Origin of the sequence: Asticcacaulis machinosus (assembly GCF_028550435.1) — a bacterium.
GTDB lineage: Bacteria > Pseudomonadota > Alphaproteobacteria > Caulobacterales > Caulobacteraceae > Asticcacaulis > Asticcacaulis machinosus.
Window position 1 is genome coordinate 520,494 of the sequence record NZ_JAQQKV010000002.1, and the last position, 26,312, is coordinate 546,805.

Annotated in this window: 29 protein-coding genes; 16 read left to right on the forward strand and 13 right to left on the reverse strand. The window is 58.1% G+C overall.

The genetic code is table 11. From position 1 onward, the window contains the following. Positions 1 to 11: 11 nt before the first annotated feature. The 6 genes from PQU98_RS10785 to PQU98_RS10810 all read right to left on the reverse strand — a co-directional run bounded on the left by PQU98_RS10785 (position 12) and on the right by PQU98_RS10810 (position 7,614). Entirely contained in the window at positions 12 to 1,007 is a 996-nt protein-coding gene (locus PQU98_RS10785; RefSeq protein ID WP_272744952.1) for a serine/threonine dehydratase, read from the reverse strand. Beyond that, positions 1,004 to 1,573 (reverse strand): nucleotidyltransferase family protein, encoded by a 570-nt coding sequence (locus PQU98_RS10790; RefSeq protein WP_272744953.1) that lies wholly within the window; start codon positions 1,571 to 1,573, stop codon positions 1,004 to 1,006. The genes PQU98_RS10785 and PQU98_RS10790 overlap by 4 nt, the downstream gene beginning before the upstream one ends. After that, complete coding sequence (locus PQU98_RS17065; RefSeq protein ID WP_272744954.1) at positions 1,570 to 2,427, reverse strand: XdhC family protein; 858 nt, start codon at positions 2,425 to 2,427, stop codon at positions 1,570 to 1,572. Before PQU98_RS17065 ends, PQU98_RS10790 begins: the two co-directional genes overlap by 4 nt. After that, positions 2,428 to 4,626, reverse strand: a complete 2,199-nt coding sequence (locus PQU98_RS10800; RefSeq protein WP_272744955.1) for a xanthine dehydrogenase family protein molybdopterin-binding subunit — start codon at positions 4,624 to 4,626, stop codon at positions 2,428 to 2,430. 1 nt (position 4,627) lies between these two features. Next, complete coding sequence (locus PQU98_RS10805; protein ID WP_272744956.1) at positions 4,628 to 5,107, reverse strand: (2Fe-2S)-binding protein; 480 nt, start codon at positions 5,105 to 5,107, stop codon at positions 4,628 to 4,630. A gap of 128 nt (positions 5,108 to 5,235) precedes the next feature. Next, on the reverse strand, positions 5,236 to 7,614 hold the full coding sequence (locus tag PQU98_RS10810) for a glycoside hydrolase family 2 TIM barrel-domain containing protein (protein WP_272744957.1): 2,379 nt from the start codon (positions 7,612 to 7,614) through the stop codon (positions 5,236 to 5,238). A 176-nt stretch (positions 7,615 to 7,790) separates the two neighbouring features. On the opposite strand from PQU98_RS10810, the gene PQU98_RS10815 reads away from it, so the two are divergent. Together PQU98_RS10815 and PQU98_RS10820 are read left to right on the forward strand one after the other, a co-directional pair. Continuing rightward, positions 7,791 to 8,630, forward strand: a complete 840-nt coding sequence (locus tag PQU98_RS10815) for an MTAP family purine nucleoside phosphorylase (RefSeq protein WP_272744958.1) — start codon at positions 7,791 to 7,793, stop codon at positions 8,628 to 8,630. 99 nt (positions 8,631 to 8,729) lie between these two features. Next, entirely contained in the window at positions 8,730 to 9,359 is a 630-nt protein-coding gene (locus PQU98_RS10820; protein WP_272744959.1) for a beta/gamma crystallin-related protein, read from the forward strand. Between the two features lie 5 nt (positions 9,360 to 9,364). On the opposite strand, the gene gabT is transcribed toward PQU98_RS10820, so the two are convergent. Next, complete coding sequence (gene gabT / locus PQU98_RS10825) at positions 9,365 to 10,642, reverse strand: 4-aminobutyrate--2-oxoglutarate transaminase (protein WP_272744960.1); 1,278 nt, start codon at positions 10,640 to 10,642, stop codon at positions 9,365 to 9,367. A gap of 270 nt (positions 10,643 to 10,912) precedes the next feature. Here gabT and PQU98_RS10830 point away from each other — a divergent pair, with 270 nt between their 5' ends. Continuing rightward, positions 10,913 to 11,527, forward strand: coding sequence for a hypothetical protein (locus tag PQU98_RS10830; protein ID WP_272744961.1), 615 nt, complete (start codon positions 10,913 to 10,915; stop codon positions 11,525 to 11,527). A gap of 5 nt (positions 11,528 to 11,532) precedes the next feature. Here the strand turns inward: PQU98_RS10830 and PQU98_RS10835 are convergent, their stop codons facing one another. Continuing rightward, entirely contained in the window at positions 11,533 to 12,237 is a 705-nt protein-coding gene (locus PQU98_RS10835; RefSeq protein WP_272744962.1) for a FadR/GntR family transcriptional regulator, read from the reverse strand. A 182-nt stretch (positions 12,238 to 12,419) separates the two neighbouring features. Here PQU98_RS10835 and PQU98_RS10840 point away from each other — a divergent pair, with 182 nt between their 5' ends. Next, the gene (locus PQU98_RS10840; RefSeq protein ID WP_272744963.1) at positions 12,420 to 12,809 is read left to right on the forward strand and encodes a hypothetical protein; all 390 of its coding nucleotides are present in this window, start codon (positions 12,420 to 12,422) and stop codon (positions 12,807 to 12,809) included. On the opposite strand, the gene PQU98_RS10845 is transcribed toward PQU98_RS10840, so the two are convergent. Both PQU98_RS10845 and PQU98_RS10850 read right to left on the reverse strand, forming a co-directional pair. Beyond that, positions 12,806 to 13,423 (reverse strand): acyloxyacyl hydrolase, encoded by a 618-nt coding sequence (locus PQU98_RS10845; protein ID WP_272744964.1) that lies wholly within the window; start codon positions 13,421 to 13,423, stop codon positions 12,806 to 12,808. The genes PQU98_RS10840 and PQU98_RS10845 overlap by 4 nt on opposite strands. A gap of 199 nt (positions 13,424 to 13,622) precedes the next feature. Then, positions 13,623 to 14,783: a phosphoserine transaminase gene (locus PQU98_RS10850; RefSeq protein ID WP_272744965.1), complete on the reverse strand. Its 1,161-nt coding sequence runs from the start codon at positions 14,781 to 14,783 to the stop codon at positions 13,623 to 13,625. 198 nt (positions 14,784 to 14,981) lie between these two features. Here PQU98_RS10850 and PQU98_RS10855 point away from each other — a divergent pair, with 198 nt between their 5' ends. Together PQU98_RS10855 and PQU98_RS10860 are read left to right on the forward strand one after the other, a co-directional pair. Continuing rightward, positions 14,982 to 15,338: a hypothetical protein gene (locus tag PQU98_RS10855; protein ID WP_272744966.1), complete on the forward strand. Its 357-nt coding sequence runs from the start codon at positions 14,982 to 14,984 to the stop codon at positions 15,336 to 15,338. A 312-nt stretch (positions 15,339 to 15,650) separates the two neighbouring features. Beyond that, the gene (locus PQU98_RS10860; protein ID WP_272744967.1) at positions 15,651 to 16,061 is read left to right on the forward strand and encodes a hypothetical protein; all 411 of its coding nucleotides are present in this window, start codon (positions 15,651 to 15,653) and stop codon (positions 16,059 to 16,061) included. A gap of 4 nt (positions 16,062 to 16,065) precedes the next feature. On the opposite strand, the gene thiD is transcribed toward PQU98_RS10860, so the two are convergent. Then, on the reverse strand, positions 16,066 to 16,848 hold the full coding sequence (gene thiD, locus PQU98_RS10865) for a bifunctional hydroxymethylpyrimidine kinase/phosphomethylpyrimidine kinase (RefSeq protein WP_272744968.1): 783 nt from the start codon (positions 16,846 to 16,848) through the stop codon (positions 16,066 to 16,068). A gap of 66 nt (positions 16,849 to 16,914) precedes the next feature. Here thiD and PQU98_RS10870 point away from each other — a divergent pair, with 66 nt between their 5' ends. The 5 genes from PQU98_RS10870 (at position 16,915) to PQU98_RS10890 (ending at position 19,787) form a co-directional block, all read left to right on the forward strand. Then, the gene (locus tag PQU98_RS10870) at positions 16,915 to 17,187 is read left to right on the forward strand and encodes a DUF1653 domain-containing protein (RefSeq protein ID WP_272744969.1); all 273 of its coding nucleotides are present in this window, start codon (positions 16,915 to 16,917) and stop codon (positions 17,185 to 17,187) included. Positions 17,188 to 17,197: 10 nt separating this feature from the next. Further along, complete coding sequence (locus tag PQU98_RS10875) at positions 17,198 to 17,584, forward strand: hypothetical protein (protein WP_272744970.1); 387 nt, start codon at positions 17,198 to 17,200, stop codon at positions 17,582 to 17,584. A gap of 65 nt (positions 17,585 to 17,649) precedes the next feature. Further along, positions 17,650 to 17,916, forward strand: coding sequence for a hypothetical protein (locus tag PQU98_RS10880; RefSeq protein ID WP_272744971.1), 267 nt, complete (start codon positions 17,650 to 17,652; stop codon positions 17,914 to 17,916). 13 nt (positions 17,917 to 17,929) lie between these two features. Beyond that, a complete protein-coding gene (locus PQU98_RS10885) occupies positions 17,930 to 18,895 on the forward strand; it encodes a KpsF/GutQ family sugar-phosphate isomerase (RefSeq protein WP_272744972.1) in 966 nt (321 codons plus the stop codon). Next, positions 18,888 to 19,787 (forward strand): SDR family oxidoreductase, encoded by a 900-nt coding sequence (locus PQU98_RS10890; RefSeq protein ID WP_272744973.1) that lies wholly within the window; start codon positions 18,888 to 18,890, stop codon positions 19,785 to 19,787. Before PQU98_RS10885 ends, PQU98_RS10890 begins: the two co-directional genes overlap by 8 nt. Positions 19,788 to 19,796: 9 nt before the next feature. Here PQU98_RS10890 and PQU98_RS10895 read toward each other — a convergent pair whose 3' ends face one another. Then, positions 19,797 to 20,564, reverse strand: a complete 768-nt coding sequence (locus tag PQU98_RS10895; RefSeq protein ID WP_272744974.1) for an alpha/beta hydrolase — start codon at positions 20,562 to 20,564, stop codon at positions 19,797 to 19,799. A 43-nt stretch (positions 20,565 to 20,607) separates the two neighbouring features. On the opposite strand from PQU98_RS10895, the gene PQU98_RS10900 reads away from it, so the two are divergent. The 3 genes from PQU98_RS10900 to PQU98_RS10910 all read left to right on the forward strand — a co-directional run bounded on the left by PQU98_RS10900 (position 20,608) and on the right by PQU98_RS10910 (position 23,040). Next, positions 20,608 to 21,774: a glycosyltransferase family 4 protein gene (locus tag PQU98_RS10900; RefSeq protein ID WP_272744975.1), complete on the forward strand. Its 1,167-nt coding sequence runs from the start codon at positions 20,608 to 20,610 to the stop codon at positions 21,772 to 21,774. 250 nt (positions 21,775 to 22,024) lie between these two features. After that, complete coding sequence (gene infC, locus PQU98_RS10905) at positions 22,025 to 22,546, forward strand: translation initiation factor IF-3 (protein WP_189485992.1); 522 nt, start codon at positions 22,025 to 22,027, stop codon at positions 22,544 to 22,546. Between the two features lie 143 nt (positions 22,547 to 22,689). Next, the gene (locus PQU98_RS10910; protein ID WP_272744976.1) at positions 22,690 to 23,040 is read left to right on the forward strand and encodes a cupin domain-containing protein; all 351 of its coding nucleotides are present in this window, start codon (positions 22,690 to 22,692) and stop codon (positions 23,038 to 23,040) included. Positions 23,041 to 23,204: 164 nt separating this feature from the next. Here PQU98_RS10910 and PQU98_RS10915 read toward each other — a convergent pair whose 3' ends face one another. Further along, positions 23,205 to 24,485, reverse strand: coding sequence for a Y-family DNA polymerase (locus tag PQU98_RS10915; protein WP_272744977.1), 1,281 nt, complete (start codon positions 24,483 to 24,485; stop codon positions 23,205 to 23,207). Positions 24,486 to 24,649: 164 nt separating this feature from the next. On the opposite strand from PQU98_RS10915, the gene PQU98_RS10920 reads away from it, so the two are divergent. Next, a complete protein-coding gene (locus tag PQU98_RS10920) occupies positions 24,650 to 25,966 on the forward strand; it encodes an MFS transporter (RefSeq protein ID WP_272744978.1) in 1,317 nt (438 codons plus the stop codon). A 138-nt stretch (positions 25,967 to 26,104) separates the two neighbouring features. Then, positions 26,105 to 26,302, forward strand: coding sequence for a 50S ribosomal protein L35 (gene rpmI / locus PQU98_RS10925; protein WP_189485106.1), 198 nt, complete (start codon positions 26,105 to 26,107; stop codon positions 26,300 to 26,302). Positions 26,303 to 26,312: the final 10 nt, after the last annotated feature.

Genomic DNA, 26,312 nt, shown 5'->3' on the forward strand with positions numbered 1-26,312 from the left:
CTGTACCGGCTTTAAAGGCCCGGCACTGCCCCCAGCCGATCTTCGGCCCAGATCTGGGCTTGAGTCTCAGGAGCGACATTACCGCCGGACAGGATTACCAGCACCGTTTGCGGCTCAGTCTGTGTGCGCAGATATTGCACCACACCGGCCATGCAGCCGGCCGAGGTCGGCTCAATGGTCAGTTTCAGCAGATGGGTCAGCCACTGGGTCCAGTACAGGATATCGTCTTCGCTGACCTCAAGCACACCGTTGGTCTGCTTCAGAAAGCCTAATGTCCGTTCACTGACATAAAGTGTGCGTACGCCATCGGCAATCGTGTCGGGCGCCTGATCCCATTTGAAAATCTTACCGTCGCGCAGAGTGCGGGCGGCGTCATTGGCGTTGAGCGGCTCGACCCCGAACACCTTGGTCTCAGGGGATGCGGCCTGTGCGGCCAGCCAGGTGCCGGACACCAGCCCACCCCCGCCGCAGGGAGCAAATACGGCGTTGAAGGCTTTTACGTTCTTTTGGGGCGCATCCTGAAACGCTTCCAGTGCCGCCGTCCCCTGACCGGCCATAACGCGGTCGTCATCATAGGGGTGGATAAAGACCGCGCCTTGATCGATCACGGCCTGAACCGCGCTTTCGGCTTCCTGACGGGTCTTTGTGACCACGACCTCAGCCCCGTGGGCGCGCGTGGCTTCGATCTTAAGCGATGAGGCATTGGCAGGGATAAAAATGGTCGCTTTCAGGCCAAGCGTTTTCGCGCCGTAAGCCACGGCCTGAGCATGATTACCCGACGAAAAACAGGTGACGTGATCAGGCAAGGCACCCTGTTCTTTCAGGGTCAGCAGGGTATTCATCGCCCCGCGCACCTTGAACGCACCGATCTTTTGCAGGTTCTCGCACTTAAAAACGATGCGATGGCCCAGCTGGGCATTGAGCGTCGATGACTCCATCAGCGGCGTGCGATGGACAAAGCCGGCGATACGGCTCTGGGCGGCAAGGATATGTGCGGGCGTATTCATGCGGGTCTCTTAGACCGGTTTGTCAGCGCCGTCAGATCATCTTTGGTGTCAATATCCTGCAATATGGCGTCGGTGCCGACCTCACAGCGTGCCACGCGGTACTGCCCGCCAGTGATCAGACCGCGCGCACCACGATCACCGGACAGGGTTTTCAATTCGTCAAAACAGGTGGCCGCAAAAAGTACCGGATGGCCGTCGCGGCCATCATGGGTTGGCACCACAATATCATGGTCAGTGACGCGCTCAGCCAGTTGCCGATAGACCGTCTGCGGGATCAGCGGCATGTCGCCCAGCACCACAAAGACCCCGTCGCAGGGATCAAGCGCCGTCACCCCTAAGGCCAGCGATCCGCCCATACCCGCATCGGCCTCCGGATTGATCACCAGACTGACCCCATCTGGGACGGGTATCGGGGCGCGGGCAACCACGAGGCGCTGATCCAGCCCCTCAGTGGCGGCAATGGCGGCGTCCAGCACGGTGCGGTCACCTAATCGCGCCTGAAGCTTATCGTCCGGCCCGAACCGCTGTGACGCTCCGGCGGCCAGTATGATCGCGCCCAGTTTCATGCTGCGCGCCAGTGTTCGATAATTTCAGCCATAATCGACAGCGCGATTTCCGGCGGGGTCTTGGCCCCGATATACACACCGGCGGGGCCCTTGATGCGTGTCAGGTCACCGCAGCCGTTCAGGGCTTCAAGCCGGGCCTGATGGGCGCGTTTGCTGCCCAGCGCCCCGATGTAAAAAGCAGGGCTCCTCAGGGCGGCTTTCAGTATCTGTGGCTCAAAAGCATGGTCATGAAACAGGGTGACCAGCGCGCTGTCGGCATCGAGTAAACCGGCATCAAAATCACGCTCATCCCGCAAAGGCTGCGCATCGGGCAGGCTACCTATCACCATCGCATCGGGGCTATAGATCACGGTGTCCATCTCCGCCATCGCCGCCAGTTGCGCCAGCATAATGACGATCGGGCCCTGCCCCACAATCACGATCCGACCTTTAGGGCGATAGCGGCGCACAAAGCCGCCAAATGCCATCTCTGCGGTCTGACGACGGGCGAGCGCCTCTGATATTTGCTGCACCTCATCATCGCGCAGCAAAACGGCAAAATGGATATCAAGACCGGCCCCGCACGGCAGGGTAATGTCCCTGAATTTCGACCCTTCGCCATAGCGCTCAATCAGGTCTGCGCCGCCTATGATCGCGGCAATGGCATCATGAACCAAAGCACTTTCCGCACAGCCGCCGGTGATCATGCCGACATGGCGGCCGTCTTCGCACACCGCCATCTGCGACCCGACCGGACGGGGTGAGCCGCCGGTGGTGGCAACAAGGGTCAGCACCGCGCACCGCATTCCCTCCCCCCGCCAGCCGAGGTAGGTATCGAGCACATAGTCCTGATAGTGCGGGTGGTCGATCTGCACTCAGGCCCGCGCCGCTTTCGACAGGGTTTCCGGCAACAGAGGTAATTTGCGTACCCGCACGCCGGTCGCGGCAAAGATAGCATTACACACCGCTGGAATAACCGGCGGCAGGGCCGGTTCACCCAGACCGGTCGGCCCGTTATCCGATATTTCAAAATGCACATCGACATGGGGGGCCTGCGACATGCGGATCATCGGAATGTCCTGAAAATTGCTCTGGACCGCGCGGCCCTTATCAAAGGTGATCTCCGACATCATTTCACCGATCCCGTCCATGACCGAGCCTTCGACCTGATTAGCCCCCGCCGACGGATTGATGATGGTGCGGCCGACATCGCCGACGACCCAGACCTTAAGCACCTTCCAATTGCCGTCGTCATCGACCTTGACCTTGGCCACTTCGGCAAAATAACCGCGGTGGCTGAAATAGGTGGCGACACCATAACCAATGCCATTGCCGGATTTGGCCGTATCCCAGCCGCTGCGGGTGCGCAAAGTCTCAAGCACAGCCTTGAGCCGTTTGGGCTCATAAGACGGGCCGCGCTCACCGCTCTTAACCGGCACAGGATTGGCTATGGCGGCCTCTACAATTTCCTGCCGCAGGGTGAAGGGGTCTTTGCCCATCGCCCCGGCGATCTCATCCAGGAAGCACTCGTGCACAAACCCGAGCGCATTGGAGGATGGCGCCCGCAGATATCCGGTGGGCACAAGCGTCTCGATCAGGTGCTGTTCAAGGGCGTAGTTCGGACTGACCAGCGGCACAAAATCATGCGGCCCGATACCGGCCCCCTGCGCCACCTTACCGTCGCGGCCAAAGGTTACGGCGCGGGCCTTATAGGCCGTGATCTTGCCGCCCTCGATGGCGGCCTCAAGCCTGTGGTAATTACCCGGACGGAAATAGTCGTAGGCGACATCGTCTTCGCGCGTCCAGACCAGCTTGACCGGCACGCCGGCCTTTTGGGCAATGGCGGCCGCTTCGACCATATAGTCATTCTCCAGCCGCCGTCCAAAGCCGCCGCCGCAACGGATCATATGGATGGTGATCTTGTCTTCCGGCACGCCCAGCGCCTTGGCGACATGGGGCCTCCCCCAGGCGGGGGCTTGAGTCGGGGCCCAGATTTCCACCCCGTCAGCCGTGACTTTTGCGGTGCAGTTCTGCGGCTCCATCGGAACGTGAGCCAGAAATGGCGCCTCGTACCAGGCCTCGATCTTTTTGGCGGCCTTGCCAAGCGCAGTCTCGACATCGCCGTTTGAGGCGACCGGCGTGCCTTTGGTTCCGGCCAGCGCTTTGGCTTTAGCTGCATAGGTCGCGCTGTCGTGGGGCGTGCCCACGGCGTCGTCCCAGACGATCTCTAACTGATCGCGGGCGGCTTTTGCGTACCACCACTTATCGGCCACGATGGCCACCCCGTCCTGCAGGCTGTGGAAATCGCCATAGCCTTGCAGGGTAAAGACATGGGTGATGCCTTTTAAGGCCTTGATGACATCGATATTGGCCGATTTCAGTTTCGCGCCATAGACCGGCGGCTTGACGAAGACGGCATATTTCATACCCGGCACGGTCACATCGATGCCGAAAATCGGCTTGCCTTCGACGATCTTCGGGCTGTCATAGCCGCCTTTGGATTTTCCGATAATGGTAAAGGCGCTGTCGGGCTTTAAGGTCACGCTGGCCGGATCGGGCAGTTTCAGCTTGGCCGCAGCGGCGACCAGCTTGCCATAGCTGACCTTGGTGCGCGATGCCTTATGATGCACCACACCGGCTTCGACTGTCAGTTCTGCGGCGGGTTTTTTGAGCACCGCCGCCGCCGCTTCGATCAGCACCGCGCGCGTGGCCGCACCTACCCGACGCATGGGCTCATAGTTCATCGGGGTCGACATGGAGCCGCCCGCAAACTGCGCCCCAAAGCGCTTTTCGTCAGCGGGGGCGGTCTCAATCCGCACCTGTTCCCATGCGATATCCATCTCTTCGGCGATCAGCATCGGCAGCGTGGTTTTGATGCCCTGACCGATTTCGGGGTTCTTGGCGCGGATGGTGACCACACCATCAGGCGCAATCGCTACATAGTCACCCAGTTGGGTCGCGCCGTCATTGGCGGCGGTGGCATCGAAGCCGAACCCGATAACCAAAGCGCCACCGGTTGCCATACCCGATGCCAGAAACAGTCTGCGCGATGGCTTAAAAGAAGCGTCATCCATCCTACACCTCCCGCGTGTCGGTCAGCGCCACACCGGCGGCCGATTTAATCGCTTCACGGATGCGCTTATAGGTGGCGCAGCGGCACAGATTGCCGTCCATAGCCGCATCTATATCATCATCGGTTGGCTTGGGCGTGGCTTGCAGCAATGCCGCCGCCGACATGATCTGACCGGCCTGACAATAGCCGCACTGCATGACATCAATCTCAAGCCAGGCCTTTTGCAGGGCCTTGCCCTGAGCGGTCGTACCTATGGCCTCAATCGTCGTGACCCTGGCGCCGCTCTCCAACGACCCGACCGGTGTGGCGCAGGCGCGGGTGGCGATGCCGTCGACATGGACAGTACAAGCCCCGCACTGAGCCACGCCGCAACCGAACTTGGTGCCGGTCAGGTTCACTTCATCGCGCAAAGCCCACAACAACGGCATGTCATCAGGCACATCCAGTGTGTGCGCCTTGCCGTTCACGGTAAGTGTGATCATCCGCCAGCCTCCTGAATTCCCTGATTGCCGTAAGGGTATATCAAACGCCGATCATGGCAACTCTGTGGCCAAATAAAACATCAATGGCAAATCACATCACAGGTGAAATGTGAGAGTGGTATTCACACTTAGTTTAACCCCTTGGCCTGCAGTGTGACGGTGGCGGGTTTAAGCCCTTCGCCGCTGACGGTGACCTTGATCTTGCCTGTGGTATCGGTCGCGCACACCATGACCAGTGCGCGGCCATTCCACGCCTTGCGGACGGGAGACTGGAACAGGGTCGAATCCGTCGGGTCGCCATTGTCAAAAGCCGCCAAGTGTCCGGCCCCCTCTATGGTCGCCGTCAGAAGCGACGCGGCGTTCGGTACGCGCACCCCTTTGGCATCGACGACTTCGGCGCGGATATAGCCGATGTCATCAAAGGTCGGCGCAATGGCTTTTTGCTCGGCCACCAGACGAATGGCCGCAGGGGCTCCGGCGGTTTTCAGTTCATCCTCAGCCACTTTTTTGCCTGAGCTATCGAAGGCTGCGACCCGGATCGTACCGGCGGCATAAGCCACATCATATTTGATGGCGCTGTCGTCGGCATTACGCGGTTTTTTACCGAGCGACTTACCATTCAAAAACAGCTCAACCTCAGCCGCATTGGTGACGATTTCGACCTTTTCAGTGTGTGGCTTAAGGTCGGTTGGCGTCCAGTCATTAAGCACACCGGGGCCTTTGGGCTGCGGCATGGCGACCCCGACCATGGTCGGTAGCTCAGAGGTATCAATCACTTCGGTGACGCGGCGGCCAATCTTGACGACCGGTGTTTCAGACCACCATGCCGCGCGTTCCCAGCCGATCGGTTTGACCACATCGGTGCGGTCAACCAGCCCCGACGGGTTGGAAATGAACGGCCATCCGGCGCGGTCGGCCTCCCCCAGATAGTCGGCGCCGGTCCACAGGAACATGCCGGCATAGGGGGCGTAATCGCGTACCGGCAGCCAGTTGGCGCGGTTCTTGCCATTTTCCGTGCCGATGATCTTACGGGTCGGTTTGTCCTTATGGGCCTGGGTCAGCTCATTCTCGCGGTAGTTCTGGCCGACCACATCCAGCATATCGGCCAGCCCGTTCTTATAGTCGCCAGTGGTATTGGGGCGGAACAGGGCCATAGTCACCGGACGAGACGGGTCTTCGGTATTGAAGATGGTTTTCAGGCGGGCCACGATTGATTTGGCGACCACCGGATAGGGGGTGTCATGGATTTCATTGCCGATCGACCAGATGGCGACCGAAGGGTGATTGCGGTCGCGCTTCACGAAATCACGGGCATCGATCGATGACCAGTCGGTGAAGAACAGGTGGTAATCATAGGGGTTCTTGGCCACCGTCCACATATCAAAGGCTTCGTTCATGACCACAATGCCTAAGCGGTCGCACAGGTCGAGGAACTCCGGCGAGAACGGGTGGTGGGCGGTGCGGATGGCATTGATGCCCAGCGCCTGAAGCCCTTTCAGGCGGCGCTCATAAAACGACAGCGGCACGGCCATGCCAAACGCCCCGCCATCGGCATGGATGGCCGTACCTTTCAGCTTGACGTTTTTGCCGTTAAGCCAGAACCCGCTGTCGGCGCGGAATTCAATCTGACGCACCCCAAAGGTCTCCATGTCGGTTTCCAGAACCTCACCGGTATCTGAAATGACCTTAATGTCGGCGCGGTAGAGATGGCCCTGACCGATATCCCACAGTTTCGGGTTGGGGATCGCCCCTTCGGCGTTGAGCTTAACTGACCGGCCAATCGGCAGGGTCTGTGGCGCGCCCTTGAATGTACCTGCAGGCTTACCATCCGGGCCGGTCAGGCTGATCTCCAGATGGGCGGTGCGCGCGGATTTCGAGCGGTTGATGATGGCGCTTTCGACCTTAACGGTCGCACGATCTGCGTCGATCTTCGGGGTGGTGACATATGTGCCCCAGCCGTCGACATGGATATCGCCGGAGGTTATCAACCGGACATGGCGATAGATACCGCCCCCGGCATACCAGCGCGAGGCCGGTTGCGCGGAGGTATCGGCCCGCACGGCGATAACGTTCTCGGCCCCCCATTTCAGATGATCGGTAATCTCATAACGCACGCTGGAATAGCCGTTGGGCGGGTGGCCGACATGGTGGCCGTTGATCCAGACGCCACCGCGATCCATTATGCCGTCAAACTCGATAAAGACGCGCTTCCCCTTATCCGCCTCAGGCAGGGTGAACGGCTTGCGATACCAGACCACGCCGGTCGGCAGCCAGCCGCCGGAGCCGGTCGCCGGAGCATACTGATCAAACGGCCCGCTGATGGCCCAGTCATGGGGCAGGCTGACCTTTTCCCAGTCAGAGCCAGCGCCCGCAATCGTTTCGGCGCCTTCGATATCGCCCTTGGCAAACAGCCAGCCGGAATCGAAGTTTTGAGTGGTGGTCTGGGCCGATACGGATGACGCAACCAAAAGGGCCGCCGCCGTTACGGCCGCGTAGACTATGCGCATGATGAACTCCCTGTCGGCCGCTAAGGCCTTATGTCGGCAACCGCGTGAAAGGTTGTGACGAATTATGTTTGATTGTGACTAGATTTGAAAAATCAGCACTTGTCAATCGGACGGACTTTGACCTGACCGCGTTTACCGTTAGGCTGTCGCAACGAATTACGAAGAAGGCGTTATCTATGCTGGCCATTATTGGCGGAACCGGTCTCTATCATCTGGATCACCTTAGCGTTATCGACACGGTTGAGGTCGACACGCCCTTTGGTGCGCCGTCCGGCCCGATTGTGCGGGCTGAGCTGAACGGGCAGGCGGTGTGTTTCCTGCCGCGTCATGGCCGCCACCATCAGTTCCTGCCCCATGAAGTCAATTACCGCGCCAATATCTATGCCCTGAAGATTTTGGGGGTGACGCAGATTCTGGCGGTGTCGGCGGTGGGGTCTTTGCGTGAGCATCTGCAGCCGGGGCAATTGGTGCTGGCCTCGCAATATATCGACCTGATCAAATATCCGCGTGAAAAGACCTTTTTCGGCGGCGGGCTGTCGGCCCATATTTCGACCGCCGAACCGGCCTGCCCGGATCTTGCGCGCTGGGTGCAAAAGGCGGCGGATGAGCGCAACCTTCTGGTTCACAAAGGGGCGACCTATGCGGCGGTCGATGGCCCACGTCTTGGGACCAAGGCCGAGAGCGAATTTTTGCGCACCATCGGCGCCGATCTGGTCGGCATGACGCAGGTGCCGGAGGTTTTTCTGGCCCGCGAAGCCCAGATCAATTACCTCAGTCTCAATATCGTCACCGACTATGACTGCTGGCGCGACGATGACCACGCCAGCATTGCCGCCATCATGGCCCGTTTCAATGACACGCTGGATCATGTGCGCGGCCTTTTGGGTGATCTGGTCGGGGGTGAACGGGCCCCGATTGATGACACTTATCGCCGTACGCTGGAGGGCGCGCTTATGGTGCGCCGTGACGCCTTAAGCCCTGATAAGGCCGCCCTGCTGGATGTGCTGTCGGCTTAAGGTTATACTCCGGTATAGAACCTAACCCGCGCGTTCAGGTCAGGTTCATATCGGTTCAGCCTATAGTCAAGCATGCCATTCCTACAGGGAGCTTCGAAAATGTCTGTCGCTGTATCCAAAACCGTTATGTGGTCATCTCTAGGCGCTCTTGCTGCCTGTGCGATCGTCGCCCTGTCGCCTATCTCAGCCAGCGCGCAGAGTGATGAACGCCATTGGGGCGGCGGGCCGGGCGGCAACAACCTGCCCGAAGGTAATTACCGTCAGTCCTGCCGTGATATTGATGTCCGGCGCGGTCAATTGACGGCTCAGTGCCGCACCAAGAACGGTGGCTACAGATACACGTCCTTAAGCCTGCGTGATTGCCGCCGCGGCTGGGTTGAAAACCGCAATGGTAATTTGTGGTGTGAGGCCGGGGGATATCCCGGCGGCCCAGGCGGGCCCGGTGGCGGTTATCCGGGGGGTGGCGGCTATGGTTCGTCCCTCACCCTCTATTCAAGCAACGGCTTTAATGGCCGCAGCATTACCCTTGATGGGGCCGTTACCGACCTGAGCGGTATGCGCTTTAATGATGTGGCGCGCTCTCTGGACGTGCGGGGCCGCGGGGCGTGGGAGGTATGTGAAAATTCATTCTTCCGTGGCCGGTGCGCCGTGGTTGACGGCAGTTATGAATCCCTTCGCCGGATCGGCCTTGAGGGGCATATCTCATCTGTGCGTCCTGTTAGACGCTAAACCGCCTACAGCTTGAGCGCCTCGGTCATCAGGTTGAAGCCCTCTTCAATCACGCTGTCCGGGGCGGTCAGCGGTGCCAGCAGGCGAATGGTATTGCCATAGACTCCGCACGACAAAAGGATCAGGCCCAGTGCCTGTGCTTTGGTCGTCACGGCCTTGGTGGTGGTGGCATCGGGAGTATGGCTGCCACGCTCGGACACAATATCAAAGGCGATCATCGCCCCTAAGCCGCGCACCGAACTGATCGGTACGATGTCATTGCGCTGGGATAGTTCGGTCAGGCGGCTGATGAAAAAGGCTCCCTGACGGTTGGCGGCCTCAAGCAGATGTTCGGTCTCGATCACTTCCAGCACGGCCAGCGCCGCCGCACAGGCGACCGGATTGCCGCCATAGGTGCCCCCCAGCCCGCCCAGTTCCGGCGCATCCATGATGTCGGCCTTACCGACCACGCCCGACAACGGATACCCACCCGCCAGCGACTTGGCCATAGTGATCAGGTCGGGTTTGACATCATAGTTTTCCATGGCAAACATCTTGCCCGTCCGCCCAAAGCCGGTTTGAACCTCATCGGCGATCAGGACGATGCCGTGGTCGTCACACAGTTGGCGCAAGGCCCGCATCAACTCCGGCGGGGTTATCAGAAAGCCACCTTCACCCTGCACAGGTTCGATGATAATGGCGGAAACCGCCGAAGGGTCAATATCGGCCTTGAACAGATAGGACAGCATTTTCAGGCTGTCACAGGCGGTGACGCCGCTGGCCTCAGAGGGGAACGGCACGTGATAGACCCCGGCCTGAGACGAGCCTAATCCTTTTTTGTACGGCACAACCTTACCCGTCAGCGCCGAGGTCAGGGCGGTGCGGCCATGAAAGCCGCCACTGAAGGCGATCACGCCGTCACGCCCCGTGTAGGCGCGGGCGATCTTGATAGCGTTCTCGACCGCTTCGGCGCCGGTGGTCAAAAAGGCGCTTTTGGCCGGGCCATCGATGGGGGCGAGGGCATTGATCTTTTCGGCCAGAGCAATATAGGGCTCATAGGGCGCGACCTGAAAGGCCGTATGGGTATAGGCGTCAAGCTGTCTAAGCACCGCCGCCTGCACCTTAGGGTGGCGGTGGCCGGTATTTAAGACCGCGATCCCGCCGGCAAAGTCGATATAGCGCCGTCCTTCGACATCCCAAAGTTCGGCATTTTCAGCGCGGGCGGCGAAAATTGAGGTGGCGTGACCGATGCCGCGGGCAACGGCAGAGTGACGGCGGGCCATAAGATCGGCATTGAATGGCATGAGGGGCCTCAAAAATTGTGATCACAAAGTTTTGGGCCGAAACGGCCCAATGTCAAGTCACGGATATGTGGTGGCCGGTTGCCTTATCGGTTGATAATAAAAGCAAATTTCTGTTGAAACTTAATGTGATAAAACATCATACCAATTAACCAAATAAAAGGCTGTACGGGTATATTATGCCCGTATAGGTTATTATTAGTAGAGTAATTCAAAGGGTAAATGATGCGTTAATATCATTGCGGGCTGTGTATAGATCAGGGGATATAATATATGACGGTCGCTGTTGCTGAAAGCCGACCTTTGCCACTGTGGTGGTTATTACCATTGTGGGTCGTTATATGTCTAAATCTTTGGAATATCAGCCGCGACGATGATGCGCCCACCGCCCTGCCTGCGCATGTTTCGCCAGATGTGATCGCCTCTACACAAACCGTTCCCTGGACTCTGTTCCACAATCTTTTTGATTTTCCGGTCGTAAGACACAAAGACATAGTCGTGCCGGCTGTACCCGGCCACCGGGCGATGCGCATCGAAGTCGAAAAGTCAGGTCATGATCCCTACAATCTTCTGGTTCATACCGATACGTTGAAGCCCATCAAACGGGGCGACCGCCTCGAAGGCCGGGTGTGGGCGCGCCTTGACCGGGCACCGGGCGGGCGTGAAGCCGGTGACATTACTGTGCGGCTTCAAAATGCCCGCGCACCTTATAAGCCTATGAACGAGCTACATCTTATCCTGACACCGCGCTGGCAGGAGTTCACCGTGACCGCCACGGCGCCTCACGATTTTGCGGCGGGCGAGGCAAATATGGTGCTTTATCTGGCCTCTAATGCGCAGACGGTCGATATCGGTCCGGCGGTTATCTATAATCGCGGGCAGGACTAAAGCACTTAAGACTCTTCGATAATCACCGCTATGGCCTTGGTGATCAGGCTGCGCATAAGGATTTCTGCACCTGCACCATCGCCCGCCTCAATGGCGCGAAAGACGTTGAGGTGGTCATTGTGACTTTCGGACGGTTCACGGGCATGACTGGTCATACCGATGGCAAGCGTCAAGGCCGTGTCAATCAGCGGCCTGAGCTGACGGTAAAACGGATTACCGGAGGCCTCCAAAATATTACCGTGAAATTCAATATCATGCCGAATGCTCAAAGCACGATCTGCGTGATTGAGAATCATCATATCCAGACTTTGGCGGATCTTAAGCAAGGCGGTACGGTCGCCCGCCTCTCCGATCTGGCGCGCGGCCAGACGCGCCGCGACCGGCTCGAAGGCCAGCCGCACATAGTTGAATTCCAGAATAATCGTCGGCGTCAGCGGCCGCTTGATCAGCCAGCGCAAAACCTGCGGATCCAGCAGATTCCAGTGTCCGACGGGTTCGACCTTGGTGCCCAGTCGCGGGCGCGCCGACAGTAAACCCTTGGCGGTCAACATCTTTATGGCTTCGCGGGTAACCGTACGGCTGGTGCCATTGACCTCGCCGATTTCAGCTTCGGTCGGAAAGGGGGCCCTGTCATAATCACCCATGACAATCGATTGCCCAAGTCGCTCAAGCAAACTCTGGGTCAGGCTCAGGCCATGCGGTGGAATCATTTTAAGGGTCACGGGCGTGATGGATGTATCAGGAAACTACCTTGAGGTTTAGTGACCACATCCTCAGGTTTTTGTCCATAAGCATGGCCATATTACCGCTTCCTTATAATCAGAGCAGCATAACCTTATATAGAATTTCATCATCAGGTCGTACCCATAGGTATCAGTAATGGAGTAGTCCCATGAAACACGATCTGAGCATCCACCGCACCGATATCGACATTCCCCTGAGCGGAATGGGATTCGAACGCTTTAGTGACATTGTCTCAGGGTCATTGTTTCGCGGCACGGCTAACCGAAGCCAAAGCATCGTTGTTAATGAGCGCGATCTGGGCATAGACTTCGGTGCGTTTCGCGCCGCCCCCAGCGAGGTCGTTCAAAGCGATGCGCCCGCCGCTGCATATACCGGGCGCCGCTTCACGACGGGTCAGATCATCGCCATGATTATGCTCAGCGTGCTGGTGTTAGCTGTTGCCGCCTACAGCGTAATCTACGCCACGCAACCGTACATGGTGTCAGGTTTGTTTGAATATTACCTGATGTATCTGCCCATTCCGATCGACTACAATTAGTTGCCAAACTTGTAGCTGAGGCGCAGGCCAACATCATCAAGGCCCTGATTCTTGCCCTGCCCCAGAATCTGACCATTCGACAGGTGGATATAGGCCAGCTCAAGCGAAGTGCGCTCATTCAGATCATAGCCGAGTGCAATATTCGGCTGAAACAGGAATTTCGAACCAAATTCGATATGGTCATCACGCATGGCGACCCGGCGGGCGATTTCTTCCTGTGACAAGCCCGGCGTGCGGAAATCAGGCAATTCGTCATAGCCATCGGTATAGGCCAGACCAAAACCCGGACGCACGAACCATTTTTTTTCACTCCCGAAATTGACCTTCCAGGTCAGGCCGGTGGCGATATGGCTGGAATCGCCCTGAGTGTTGACGGCGGCCATCACATAGACGCTGGGATGGCGCAGGAAATCCCAGTTTTCTTTTTTGTCAGAGCGCCAGCCAAGCTCAATATCGGCCCCGCCTTCACGGCCGGCCGCACCCATGCCGACCGCTTCGCCGACGAAAGTCACATCGTGGGCGTAAACGCCGCCATAGACTTCACCCGCTGAAACCGAACCTGCGGCCACCACAACACTAAGAGCTGCCCCGCCCAAAAGCCACGCTTTGATCATGAAATGATTCCCTGAAATACAGCCAAGCGCTTTATCAACCGATTGGGGCATTTGCGCCATAGCCCCACACCAAACCAGCAAAATTTCGCCCGCCTGCGCTTTTTAAGCCACGGAAAGTCCAAGTTGAATTAGCGCCTTCCGAAAAGTGTGAAGCGGTTTTCGAATACAAATGCGTGTCAAAAAATTGGAACACACGCGATTATATCGAGATGTGTTCCAGCGCCTCGGCATAGGCCCATTCCAGCCACGGCAATAACGCGCAGATATCATCGGCATCGACCGTGCAGCCGCACCAGATACGCAGGCCCGGAGGCGCGGCGCGGTAGCCGGTGATATCATAAGCTACCCCTTCGCCCTCCAGCAGGGCATTGACCTTGGATGCCAGTTTGGCCTGCACCTCAGGGGCTTGTGCTACTATGGCCGGATCGACAAATTTCAGGCACACCGAAGTGGTGGAGCGGGTCTCAGGCACCTCGGCCACAAAATCGATCCACGGCGTCGCTTCGACCCACTCCCGCAGATAGGTAAAATTCTGCTCGCAGCGCGCAATCAGCCCGTCCAGCCCGCCTTCGCGCAAAGCCCATTTCAGGGCATCGAGATAGTCTTCAACCACCAGAAACGAATAGGTGTTGATGGCGTCCCCGCCCAGAATGGTCATGTCGGCGGCATCACCTTTGCGCAGGCGGATGACCTTGGGGATGGCGCGGCCCGGATCGAAGCTATTGAGCCGCTCTACGGCTTTCGGCGACAGGATCAGCACGCCAATGCCGGCTTCACCGCCCAGCGCCTTTTGAAAGGAGAAGGTCGTGACATCAAGCTTTTCCCACGGTAAATCCATGCAAAAGGCCGCTGAGGTCGCGTCACACAGCACCAGCCCCTGATGGTCATCGCTGATGAACGAGGCATCCGGCACCTTCACGCCGGAAGTCGTGCCGTTCCACGGAAAGATGAGATCGGCCTCGGCATCAATCCGGCTTAGATCCGGCAACTGGCCATAAGGTGCCGACAAAACCTCGGCATCCAGTTTCAGGTGCTTTACGGCGTCATCGGCCCATAATTGGCCGAAGTTTTCAAAGGCCACCACCTGAACTTTACGCAAGCCCAGCAGGTTCCACATCGCCGCTTCGAACGCGCCGGTATCCGACGCCGGGGTCATGAAGACCTGATAGTCAGCGGGGATGCCCAGAATATCGCGGGTCAGTTCCAGCGCCTCTTTGATCCGCCCGACCGTGACTTTTGACCGGTTTGAACGCCCAACCGGTGCGGCACTTAAGGCTTGCGTCGTCCAGCCGGGACGCTTGGCGGTCGGGCCGGAGGAAAACCACGGTCTCTCAGTTAAGCGGGCGGGTTTGGCGGTCATCTGTTGGCACCCCGGATGTGTAAAACGGTGAGCGCCTTTTGCGTCCAAAGCCCGCCAAACACAAGAGGGGCAACCGCAAAATCATTTACGCTCATGAACCGAAGATGAACCCTGCCGTTCAGCTTCGGCTCAGGGCCAGCGTGTTTATATGGTTTCAACGCTGAGATTAAGCGCTAAACTTTTAAGGAGAGCCAAGTTATGAAAACGATCAAGACCTTCACCGCTGCGGCTTTGGTTGCCCTGTCGATGGGTGCCGCCTCGACCGCCGCTCTGGCCGATTCGCCGCGCTCACACGTTCGCGAAAACAGCGTCGAGCGCCGTCTGGATACTCTGGATAACCGTATCGATTGGGGCGTTAAAAATCGCGAACTGAACCGTAATGAGGCCAGCCGCCTACGTAACGAACTGCGCGACATCGAAAAGCTGTCGAACCGGTTTGAACGCTCAGGCCGCGGTGTCGATCATCAGGAAATGAAAATCCTGACCTCACGCCTTGACCGCCTGTCGCAAAAGGTGGCGTTCAACACTCACGATCGCCAAACCCGCCGCTTTTAATATGACGCGGCCCCTCCTCCCCACTAAGTGGGGAGGTGTCGGCCTGAAAGGGCTGACGGAGGGGTACATGTCCGCAAAAGATACCCCTCCGTCTTTTGCTGACGCAAAATCCACCTCCCCATTACTGCGCAATAGGGAGGAGAAAGCAGAACAAATCAGCCTCCTTCGGGAGGTTTTTTCATGCCTAAAGCCCCCGCCATTCATCTGGCTGAACTGAATATGAACCGCACCGTTCAGGATCGGCTCAGGTGGCAGGTGCTTAAATGATCTCAACGCTGAGAGACAGCGCCAACCCTTAACAGGAGACGTAAGATGAAGACCTCAATTAAGGCTTTTGCCATTGCCGCGTTTGCTTGCGCGGGTATGGCCGCCGCTTCGGTTCCCGCTATGGCCGACAGCCGTTATGGCTATGATCGCCATGATCGTTATGAGCGCCAGGACTACCGCGAAGACCGTCGTGATCACCGCGAAGATCGAATTGACTATCGCCTTGATCAACTGGATCGCCAGATCGATCGCGGCGCCCGTTACGGCAACTTAAGCCGGCGCGAAGAATACCGTCTGCGTTCCGAACTGCGCGACCTTGAGCGTCTGTCGCATCAGTTCGAACGCTCAGGCCGCGGCATAGACGGACGTGAGATGCAAATCCTCAACCGCCGCACCCAGGATCTGTCGCGCGCGGTCGCCATTAATGCCCGCGACTATAATGGTCGCCGCTACTAAGATCCTATAAAGCCCAGTTATGCTTAAGCGGGCCGTGGCCGCCCCCCAGACCGGGGGCGGCCTTTATGGCGTCCAGCACATAGGCCCGCGCCTTATCCACCATGCCCTCCAGCGCTTCGTCCTCGCGGTAAAGCGCGGCACAGGCACTGGCCAGAGTACAGCCGGTGCCGTGGGTATGGCGGGTCTCGATACGCTGAGCCTCAAAGCGCGCCACACGGCTCCCGGTCATCAACAGGTCACAGACCACATCGCCGTCGACATGCCCCCCCTTCATCAGCACCGCCTTGGCGCCCATTTTCAGCAGAGCCTCACCGGCCCGTTGCAGATCGTCATGGGTGTCAACGCTCATGCCCGTCAGCACAGCCGCTTCGGGTGCATTGGGGGTCAACAGATCGGCGCGCGGGATCAGCAGATGGCGGATGGCGTCAATCGCCGCTTCGGGCAACAGGCGGTGACCGCCCTTGGCCACCATGACCGGATCAATCACGCGAAAGGCTTCACCGGCCAAATCCAGCACACTGGCCACGGTTTCGACCACCCCGATAGAGCCCAGCATGCCGGTCTTGACCGCATCGACGCCAATGTCTTCGATACAGGCCATGGCCTGAGCGGCAATAATTTCTTCGGGGACGGGAAACACATCCGTCACCCCCAGCGTATTTTGCACGGTCAGCGCCGTCACCGCCGTCATGCCGTATGCCTTAAGACAGGTGACGGTTTTCAGATCGGCCTGAATGCCCGCCCCGCCAGAGGGGTCAGAGCCAGCAATGATAAGAACGCGGTGCATGATTAAAGGCTTCACTTTGGCTATTGTTGTCTATAATCCCCCCGGTTCATATAGGTGACATATATCATGACTGCTCCTGCTTTCGATACGGGTAAGCCTTTTGAGGCAGATTTTTACGTAAGCGCCATAAAGACCGGTCGTTATCGACACTATAAGGGCAAATATTACATCGTATTCGGCACGGTCACCCATTCGGAAACCGAAGAAATCATGGTGCTGTACGCCCCCGAGAATCAAACCGCCGGTGAGGCGCGACTTTGGGTCAGGCCGCTTTCCATGTTCACAGAATCCGTTCAGACTGATGAGGGAACCGTGCCGCGTTTCGCCTATATCGGCTGAATTTGTCTTCATGCGTCAAAGACTAAAAAAACACCTGCCCCCTGAACCCGCCAAATCGTTGTGGAACGAGCTGGCGCCGGAGGTGTTTGCCGATAGTCATGACCCCATGTTGACCGCCATGCGTGGTGCTGTGGTGATCGTGCGCCTGAACGATATTGACGCCCATGATGAGTTGCAGGGCTATGAGATTCTGGCCGGGCGGCTGATTCGCGCCAACCGCGAAGAAGGGTTTGTCCTGTCTATGGTTGGCACTAAGGCTGGTGAGACCCTCAACCTGCCGTTGGTGCCGGGGGCGTTCAAGCTTATCCCACCCGGCCGATATGGCCTGAGCGACGACACCATCGTCACCGACCCTGATTTTCAGGTGGCGTTCGATATTTATCGTCCTAACAATTAGGCCAGTGTTTGACGCCTTACTGGTGTCAGCCTATAACGCCAGCAGTGTTCACAAGGCGGTGCCGAATGCCCGACAAACTGTTTTACCCCGTAATGGCCGCCGTAGCGCTGATCATGATCGCGCTTAGTCTGGTGTGGCCGCAAGGGATCGGGTCGCGCTCACCCGCGCCGTTTGGCAAGGCCATCGAATTGCCCGACGTGGTGCGTATGGAACGTGACCGCACCACCCGCGAAGCCCATAAGCAGGCGGAGGCCGCGCGCCTTGCCGCTGAAAAAGCCGCTTTAAAAGCTACCGAAGCCCAAACCGCGGCCTCTGCCGTCACCGCTCAATAATTTCCGAGATTTTATGTCCGATAGCCTGTTCGCCGCCCGCAACGTCCTGAAAATCGAAGCCGATGCCCTGATGCAGATGGCCACCGCTCTGGAGCGCGGCGAGCTTGCCGATAATTTTGAGCGGGCCATCGACACCCTGTTTGATCACAAAGGCCGCGTCATCCTGACCGGTGTCGGTAAATCCGGCCATGTGGGCAAGAAGATCGCCGCGACCTTTGCCTCGACCGGCACCTCGGCGTTTTTTGTGCACGCGACCGAGGCCAGCCACGGCGACCTCGGCATGGTCGGGCCTGACGATGTGATCATGGCCCTGTCGAAGTCAGGCGAGACTAAGGAACTGGCCGATGTCATCGCCTATGCCAAGCGTTTCGGTATTACCCTGATCGGCATTACCGCCCGCGCCGACAGTGCGCTTGGCAAGGCCGCCGACATTCCGCTGATTTTCCCAAATGCCCCCGAAGCTTTTGACGGCGTTGATGCGCCGACAACTTCAACCACGCTTCAGATCGCGCTGGGGGATTGTCTGGCGGTCGCCCTGATGAAAAAACGCGGCTTCACGGCGCAGGATTTCGGCACCTATCACCCCGGCGGCAAGCTGGGGGCGGCGCTGAAAAATGTCTCCGATCTTATGCACGGTATTGATGAAGTGCCGCTGGTCGCGCAATCGGCCCCCATGCCCACAGCCTTGATCACCATGACCGAAAAGCGCTTTGGTGCCGTCGGCGTAGTAGATGGCGAGGACCGCCTGATCGGGGTCGTCACCGACGGCGATCTGCGCCGCCATATGGACGGCCTGATGGAGATGAACGCGGCAGAAGTCATGACCAAGGCGCCACTGACGGTTTCGCCCACCATGCTGGCGGCCGAAGCGTTGAAGATCATGAATGAAAAGCGCATCACCGTGCTGTTTGTGACGGATAATGACAGCCCCGTCGGTATATTGCATGTCCATGATGTGCTGCGAGCCGGCGTTGTCTAAACACGCGCTCATTTTTGGCTATGGCTTTATCGGCGCGGCGTTTGCCGAGGCTTTACACGCTGAAGGCTACGCGATTTCCGCCACGGCACGCACACCCGAAAAGCGGGCCGAACTGACCGCACAGGGCATGAACGCCGTTGACCCCGCCGATCCGACCGCGCTTAAGGCCGCGCTCGATCAGGCCACGGTTATCCTTTTGACCGCCGCCCCCAATGACGAAGGCTGCCCCGCCTTCACCGCCCTGTCCACGCACTTAGTTTCGGCACCGGGCCTGGCCCGGCGCTGGATTGGGTATTTGTCGACGACGGGGGTTTACGGCGATCGCGACGGCGGCTGGGTGTTTGAGGATAGCCCGCTTAACCCCCTTTCGCGCGAAGGCCAGCGCCGCAGGGATGCGGAAAGACAATGGCTGGAACTGGGCCAAACAACCGGCGACTGCGTGACCGTGTTTCGCTTACCCGGACTTTATGGCCCCGGCCGTAATGTGCTGGAACGGCTAATGGATGGCACCGCACGGCGCATCCATAAACCCGGTCAGGTGTTTAGCCGCCTTTACGATACCGATTGCGCCACCGCCCTATTGGCCAGCGTTCGGCGACCCCGCGCCGGTGGCATCTATAATCTGTGTGATGATGAACCGGCACCGGCCGATGAGGTGTTGGTCTATGCCGCCCATACCTACGGCTTTGAGGTGCCACCGGAAATCGCCTTTGACGATCCGAACCTGTCGGGCGGTATGAAGCGGTTTTATGCTGAAAACAAACGGGTTTCCAACGCTTTGGCTAAGGCTGAACTGGGCTGGCGACCGCAATATCCGACCTATAAAGAGGGACTGGAGCAATGTGCGAAAAAGTGTGAGCGGTTTTTCGCAAAAGCATTGCGACCAAACTAAAATCACGATTTACGCGTTGATCAGTTCCTGAACCATCGCGGTCAAAAGCTCTAAATCCTGCGGCCCCGACAGACGGTGATCGCCATCCTTGATCAGGGTCAGGCGTACGTCGTCCCCAGATATGTGCTCGGCCAGCTTCACCCCATGCGACCACGGCACCACATCGTCCTTCATACCGTGCAGGATACGCACCGGCCCGTCGAAGGCCAGCGGCGTCCCGAACACCAGATGATCCCTGGCCTCATCAAAAAAGGCCTGAGACATAGCGACATCCTGATCATAGCCGGTCATGACAAAGGCCCCGGAAACCGTCAGCGCGTGGCGTTCTTCCGGATTTAAATTCGGCAGCATCAATTCGTGCGTAAAATCCGGCGCAGGCGCGATAAAGCCCACCCCTTTAATCCGTTTCGACCGATCCTTCATCAGCAGGGTCGTCATCCACCCGCCCATGCTGGAGCCGATGACCACCAGTGGCCCTTGGGTCAGGTTATCGACCACCTCCAGCACATCCTGACGCCACAGGCCGACGCGGGCCGCGTTCCAGTCTCCGCCCGTTGCGCCATGACCGAAATAGTCAAAGCGCACAAACCCGAAACCTGCGTGCTGCGCCATATCCGCCAGAACCTGCGCCTTCGTGCCGGTCATGTCGGATTTGAACCCGCCCAGCCACAGCACGGTCGGGCCATCGTCGGTGATTTGGCGGTAGGCCAGATCGTGGCCGTTCTGGGTTCGCCAAAAACGGTCGGCATCTTGATTATCATCAGGGTTCATGGTCATAAGGTCGCCATATCAGACTTAATACCCTTCCCGAAAGATCAAAATGGCGGATAGCCCCGCGCCCACCTTCCCCCACTGCGTGCTTCAGGTCGTGCCAAACCTCGATACCGGCGGGGTCGAACAAACGACGCTTGATATGGCCGACGCCATTGTCAAGGCCGGGGGGCGGGCAATCGTGGCCTCCAAAGGCGGGCGTATGGAAGGCCGGCTCAAGGCCGCCGGCGCTATTTTCATCCCCCTGCCCGTCCATTCCAAAAACCCGCTGAAACAGCTTAAGAACTATTTCCGGCTCAAGAAAATTATCCGCGCCTTCAAGGTCGATATCGTCCATGTTCGGTCGCGCGCGCCCGCACTTGCCGCCATCAACGCCGCCAAAGCCTGCAAGGTCAAATGCCTCACGACCTATCACGGCATCTATAAGGCCAAAGGCAAGCTGAAACGCTGGTACAATTCGTGGATGGTGCGGGGCGATGTCACCATTGCCAATTCGGAATTTACCCGCCGCCATATTTTGAGCCATTACCGTGTCGATCCGGATAAGGTTATGACCGTCCCGCGCGGGGTGGATATACAGCGCTTTGACCCCGCCCGCGTCACAGCAGAACAGATCGAAAGCCTACGTAAAGCCTGGGATCTGCGTGCGGACGATACCCGCCCTTTGTTGGTGCTGGCCGGACGATTGACGCGCTGGAAGGGTCATGAACTGATCCTGGAGGCCCTGCACCGCTTGAGACAACGGGGCATCACAGGCGTGCGCGTCGTCTTTGCCGGTGATTCTCAAGGGCGGATTGACTATGAGCGCCACCTCAAGGGGCTGATCGATACCTATAGCCTGAATGATCAGGTCTATATGGTCGGACACTGCGCTGATATGCCCGCCGCCTTTAGCCTGTGCGACTTTGCGTTGGCCCCGTCCGTTGAGCCCGAAGCCTTTGGGCGCACGGCGGTTGAGCCGCAGGCTATGGCCAAGCCGGTTCTGGCCGCCGATCATGGCGCGACATCTGAGACCGTGATTAACAATGAAACCGGCTGGCTGATCGCGCCGGGTGATGCCGATGTGTGGGCAGATGCGATTGAGCGCGCCCTGAATATGCCAGAAACTGAGCGGGCCGCTATGGGCGCCAAAGGTATGGCCCATGTGCGGGCGAGCTTCACATTAGAGGCCATGTGTGCGGCAACCCTTGACATCTATCGCCATCTGCTGTCTTGAAACACCCACAGTGCGCAACTACATGTACGCAGCAGGCTTTAATGTGAACGCAATGTTGTAGCCAAAAACCGCATACACTTTTTGGCACATTGCTCTAATATCCGAAAATTAACCGATTGCGCCTATTTTCCGGCGGCAGGGGATTGATCGGCAGCCCCTACATAGTCCATAATCGCGCGCGTGACGCGACCCTTAAAATTTCGCGCAAACCGTATAAACAATATCAGGAGACTTAACTATTCGTCGCCCCATTCAAACACCGCCCACTAAGGACGGCCCCCGTATCAATCAGGACATCAAGGTTCCGCGCGTTCTGTTGATCGACCACAATGGCGAAAAACAAGGCATCATGCCGACCTCCGCAGCCATCGAAGCTGCCGAAGAAGCCGGTCTTGATCTTGTCGAAGTGTCTCCGACTGCTGATCCCCCCGTTTGCAAAATTCTCGACTACGGCAAATTCCGCTTCCAGGAGCAAAAGAAAAAGGCCGAAGCCCGCAAGAAGCAAAAGGTTGTCGAAATCAAGGAAATCAAGCTGCGCCCCAATATCGATATTCACGATTATGAGGTAAAAGCCAAAGCCATGACCCGCTTCTTTGACGAAGGCGATAAGGTCAAGGTGACGTTGCGTTTCCGTGGCCGTGAAATGGCCCACCCGGAACTGGGTATGAAACTGCTGCAAAAGGTGAAGGCCGATTTTGAAGCCACCACCAAGGTCGAGTACGAGCCCCGTATGGAAGGCCGTCAGATGATCATGATTTTGGCGCCGAAGTAGACCGTTCATGGGGAGAGGCTAGCCTCCCCCCATGTGCCCCCATCATATTGAAAAAATTATCTCGAGGCGGTTCTTCGATAATTTTCGCTTTTATTTGTTAGGTGCCTCAGCTTTCATGCTGAGGCATTTTTCATGGAGCGGCTATGTCTAGGTTATTGGTGTTTGATAGCAGCGCGCTGCCGGAGCCGGAAGTGGGCGGGCCTCTGCCTGAACGGATAGTCTCCGGCGATCCACAGCATCTGACATGGAATCTGGAAACCTCAGCGGATGAAACCGTTTTCAGCGGCTACTGGCAATCGACGCCGGGGTCATGGCGCATAAGTTATGACGAATGGGAGTTCTGCACGATCCTTGAAGGCGTCTCCATCCTGCACGAAGACGGCGGGGCATCGGTGACGCTTCAGCCCGGATCGCAGTTCGTTATCCGCCCCGGCTTTACCGGCATCTGGGAAGTGGTTGAGACGACCCTGAAAACATACGTCATCCGCCTCTGAGAACTCCCCCTGTTGCAGGGGGAGCTTTGTGGGGATGCCCCCATCCGCGCAAAGAGGGGGTATTTCTGCGTCCGTATCTGACACGATTTTGATATACCTGCGTATGCTTACCCCCTCTGAAATCAAATTTGATTTCAGCTCCCCCTCCAAGAGGGGGAGTTCTATCATTCCCAGAACTCGGCGTTTTCCGGTATCCGGTTGAAGGCGACTTTCGCGCCGACAAAACCATGTACCTTGGTGCGCGGCCCGATGGTGACCGCGTCCTTGCCAAACTTCTGGTTAAGCCCGTCGAGCGCTTTTAACACCCGCATGTGGCGCGCATCTTCGGCGACTTCCGGCGTCCAGCCAAACAGATCAGGCGGCAGGTCAGCAGGTATTACGCGGGTGCAGGTGATAGACACCTTCTTCACGCGCGGGCTGTTCAGTTTACTGGCACAATGCCGCCACAAGCCGTCCATGACCTCAATCATACGAAAACTGTCGGCGGTGACATCGAAATGGGCCTCAGCCTGAGCGCGGCCATCGCCCCTGTCGGCGCGGATCGACAGGTGCAACCCCCCGCATTTATAGCCCATGCGCCGCAGCCGCGACCCGCATTTGGCCACCAGCCGCCGCGCCACCCCACGCGCCGCCTCGATCGGGCGCAGATCAGACGCCAGCACATGGGAATGGCTGATCGAACCCCGGATGGTATCCGTCTCCGCCGGGTCAATGCCGTGCAGGCTGTACCAGAAATTATCCCCGCCGATCCCGCCCCAGATCTGACGCAGACGCGGCGCGGGCAATTGATATAATTCCGCCACCGTAAAAACCCCCGCCTTGTTCAGCCGCAGGTTCATTGAGGCCCCCACCCCCGGCAGGTCATTCAGCTTCAGATCCAGCAATTTTCCCGGCAAATCGTCCTGCCTCAGCACCGTCAGCCCCAAGGGCTTTACGATATCCGCCGCCGTCTTGGCCAGCATCCGCGACGGCGCAATGCCTATAGACGACCTCAGACATTCACCAAGATTGGCCATGATATTTTGCTGGATGCGGTAGCCCAAAGCTCTGGCGGCGGCTTCATGACGCTGCCCCATCGTCAGACGGCACGCCACCTCATCAATTGAGCAGACCTTTTCGATCGGCAGGGTGCGATCCACCTCTTCCAATATCCGGTTATGCACCTGCACATAACGATCCGGTCGCGCCTCACGGATCTGAATCGCCGGACACAGCGCCCGCGCCTCCTTGACACTGGTGCCGGTCTTGATCCCCAGCGCCTTGGCCTCATAACTGGCGGCGATGGCCGAGGTGTAATCGGATTTGACCGGCACAACGATCAGGGGCCGGTTACGCAGACGCACGTCATCCTGCTGCTCGACACTGGCGAAATAGGAATTCATGTCGAGATATAACCAGTTGAGATTACTCTGATTTATATCGTCTTCGGGGCTGACTGCGGGCATGTTCTTGCACCTTTCAGAAAAGAACATAACAAGAACATGCAAATAGTGTCAAGTCATGACTGGCCATATGCCGCGTCACGGCGTACATAACGCCTCCATCAAATGCCCTCGCATCTGCGGTCAAATTGTCTATAGGCCGCCGCCCCCTACTGCAAAGTGGCCCCATGTCGAACCCTGTACCCCTGCCTGAAAAACCGGAAACGCGTTTGGTTTCCGATGCGGGCGCTGCCTCGCCACCCCCTCCGCCTCACGCACCCAAACCGCCTTTCTTCAAAGGCATCCGGGACGGCTTGCGCGACAACGGCGCACTGGTGGCACTGTTTTCGGTCGTGTTCGTCAATATGGTCGGGTTCGGCATCGTCATGCCGCTGCTGCCCTTTTTTGCCGAGCATCTCAACGCCGGGCCTTTTCAGGTCGCGCTGATGTTTTCGGCCTATAGCCTGGGGCAGTTTTTCGCCGAACCGCTATGGGGGTGGCTGTCCGACCGGATGGGGCGTAAACCGGTGCTGCTGGTCACCACCGCCTCTAATGTCCTGTTCTATGTGGCGCTTGCCCTGTGTGGCAATATCTGGCTGGCCATCTTCATCCGCTTCCTGAGCGGTCTGGGGTCCGGCAATATCTCGACAATTCAAGGCTATATTTCCGATATGTCCGAACCTCATCAGCGGGCGTCACGCATGAGCCTTTTGGGAGCAGCCTTCTCGCTGGGCTTCATTATCGGCCCGTTTATCGGCGGGATTCTGGCGCGGGATGCCGGTAATTCCGGCGATGAAGTTTACGCCCTGCCGCTTTATGCCGCCGCCGTTATGGCGGGCCTTGCGGCGCTTGGCGTCGTGTTTTTCGTCAAGGAAAGCCGCCCCAAGAGCCATGCCCAGCCGCCTGATTTCATGGGCGCGTTTAAAGAGGCTAAAGCCAATCCGGTGATCAGCCGCGTGATCATCGCCACACTTTGTTATATGGGTGCCTTTGCGGGGCTGGAGTCGATCTTTGCCCTGTGGGCCAAGCACCGCTACAACTGGGGCCCGCAGGACATTGGCATGATCTTCCTGTGCATCGGCATTACCGCCGCCATCATGCAGGTCATGCTGACGCGGCGTCTGGTCAGGCTTTATGGCGAAGCGAAAGTTATGGCTGGTGGATTGGCTCTGTTTGGGGCCAGCTTTATCCTTCAGGGGGCCAATCAGTGGGCGATACTGATTGCTCCGATCGTCATGTTCGGCACGGTGGGGCAGGCGGTCGTCTTTTCCAACATCTCCGCCCTGATCTCAAAAGCCGCCCCGCCCGACCGGCAAGGGGCGATGCTGGGGTTCAATATGTCGATGGGCGCGGTGGCGCGAATCTTAGGCCCGATCCTTGCCGGTTTCCTGTTCAGCCGGTTCGGGCCGGATGCGCCGATCCTGATGGGAGCCGTATTATGCCTGCCCGCCGCCTGGATGGCGCTGCAGGTCGATAAGGCGGCACAAAAGATGGGTATTAGATAAAAGAGTCCCAAAGACTCTGCTTGCCATCAAAGTCCTTATCCTGTAATGACCCGCCTTCCCAAGTTCGCCGGGCCCATGACATGCCTTGGCGGATATTTCTTCTATCCAGAGGACAGCGCTAATCCCGCTGTATATGAAATGTCAAAACTGAAGACGAAATCGGGCGCCAAGAAGCGTTTCCGTTTCACGGCCTCGGGCAAGGTAAAGGCCGGCGTTGCCGGTAAGCGCCACCGTTTGATCTCGCACAATGGCAAGTACATTCGCCAGAACCGCGGTACGCAGGTGATGTCGGATGCCGACACCATCAAGATCAAATCCTACATGCCCTACGCCTAAGGAGAACCTG

Bases quoted from the DNA above. Each gene is read 5' to 3' on its own strand.
- PQU98_RS10785 (WP_272744952.1), bottom strand. From the start codon at position 1,007: ATGAATACGCCCGCACATATCCTTGCCGCCCAGAGCCGTATCGCCGGC.
- PQU98_RS10790 (WP_272744953.1), bottom strand. From the start codon at position 1,573: ATGAAACTGGGCGCGATCATACTGGCCGCCGGAGCGTCACAGCGGTTC.
- PQU98_RS10800 (WP_272744955.1), bottom strand. From the start codon at position 4,626: ATGGATGACGCTTCTTTTAAGCCATCGCGCAGACTGTTTCTGGCATCG.
- PQU98_RS10805 (WP_272744956.1), bottom strand. From the start codon at position 5,107: ATGATCACACTTACCGTGAACGGCAAGGCGCACACACTGGATGTGCCT.
- PQU98_RS10810 (WP_272744957.1), bottom strand. From the start codon at position 7,614: ATGCGCATAGTCTACGCGGCCGTAACGGCGGCGGCCCTTTTGGTTGCG.
- PQU98_RS10815 (WP_272744958.1), top strand. From the start codon at position 7,791: ATGCTGGCCATTATTGGCGGAACCGGTCTCTATCATCTGGATCACCTT.
- PQU98_RS10820 (WP_272744959.1), top strand. From the start codon at position 8,730: ATGTCTGTCGCTGTATCCAAAACCGTTATGTGGTCATCTCTAGGCGCT.
- gabT (WP_272744960.1), bottom strand. From the start codon at position 10,642: ATGCCATTCAATGCCGATCTTATGGCCCGCCGTCACTCTGCCGTTGCC.
- PQU98_RS10830 (WP_272744961.1), top strand. From the start codon at position 10,913: ATGACGGTCGCTGTTGCTGAAAGCCGACCTTTGCCACTGTGGTGGTTA.
- PQU98_RS10835 (WP_272744962.1), bottom strand. From the start codon at position 12,237: ATGATTCCACCGCATGGCCTGAGCCTGACCCAGAGTTTGCTTGAGCGA.
- PQU98_RS10840 (WP_272744963.1), top strand. From the start codon at position 12,420: ATGAAACACGATCTGAGCATCCACCGCACCGATATCGACATTCCCCTG.
- PQU98_RS10845 (WP_272744964.1), bottom strand. From the start codon at position 13,423: ATGATCAAAGCGTGGCTTTTGGGCGGGGCAGCTCTTAGTGTTGTGGTG.
- PQU98_RS10850 (WP_272744965.1), bottom strand. From the start codon at position 14,783: ATGACCGCCAAACCCGCCCGCTTAACTGAGAGACCGTGGTTTTCCTCC.
- PQU98_RS10855 (WP_272744966.1), top strand. From the start codon at position 14,982: ATGAAAACGATCAAGACCTTCACCGCTGCGGCTTTGGTTGCCCTGTCG.
- PQU98_RS10860 (WP_272744967.1), top strand. From the start codon at position 15,651: ATGAAGACCTCAATTAAGGCTTTTGCCATTGCCGCGTTTGCTTGCGCG.
- thiD (WP_272744968.1), bottom strand. From the start codon at position 16,848: ATGCACCGCGTTCTTATCATTGCTGGCTCTGACCCCTCTGGCGGGGCG.
- PQU98_RS10870 (WP_272744969.1), top strand. From the start codon at position 16,915: ATGACTGCTCCTGCTTTCGATACGGGTAAGCCTTTTGAGGCAGATTTT.
- PQU98_RS10875 (WP_272744970.1), top strand. From the start codon at position 17,198: ATGCGTCAAAGACTAAAAAAACACCTGCCCCCTGAACCCGCCAAATCG.
- PQU98_RS10880 (WP_272744971.1), top strand. From the start codon at position 17,650: ATGCCCGACAAACTGTTTTACCCCGTAATGGCCGCCGTAGCGCTGATC.
- PQU98_RS10885 (WP_272744972.1), top strand. From the start codon at position 17,930: ATGTCCGATAGCCTGTTCGCCGCCCGCAACGTCCTGAAAATCGAAGCC.
- PQU98_RS10895 (WP_272744974.1), bottom strand. From the start codon at position 20,564: ATGACCATGAACCCTGATGATAATCAAGATGCCGACCGTTTTTGGCGA.
- PQU98_RS10900 (WP_272744975.1), top strand. From the start codon at position 20,608: ATGGCGGATAGCCCCGCGCCCACCTTCCCCCACTGCGTGCTTCAGGTC.
- PQU98_RS10910 (WP_272744976.1), top strand. From the start codon at position 22,690: ATGTCTAGGTTATTGGTGTTTGATAGCAGCGCGCTGCCGGAGCCGGAA.
- PQU98_RS10915 (WP_272744977.1), bottom strand. From the start codon at position 24,485: ATGCCCGCAGTCAGCCCCGAAGACGATATAAATCAGAGTAATCTCAAC.
- PQU98_RS10920 (WP_272744978.1), top strand. From the start codon at position 24,650: ATGTCGAACCCTGTACCCCTGCCTGAAAAACCGGAAACGCGTTTGGTT.
- rpmI (WP_189485106.1), top strand. From the start codon at position 26,105: ATGTCAAAACTGAAGACGAAATCGGGCGCCAAGAAGCGTTTCCGTTTC.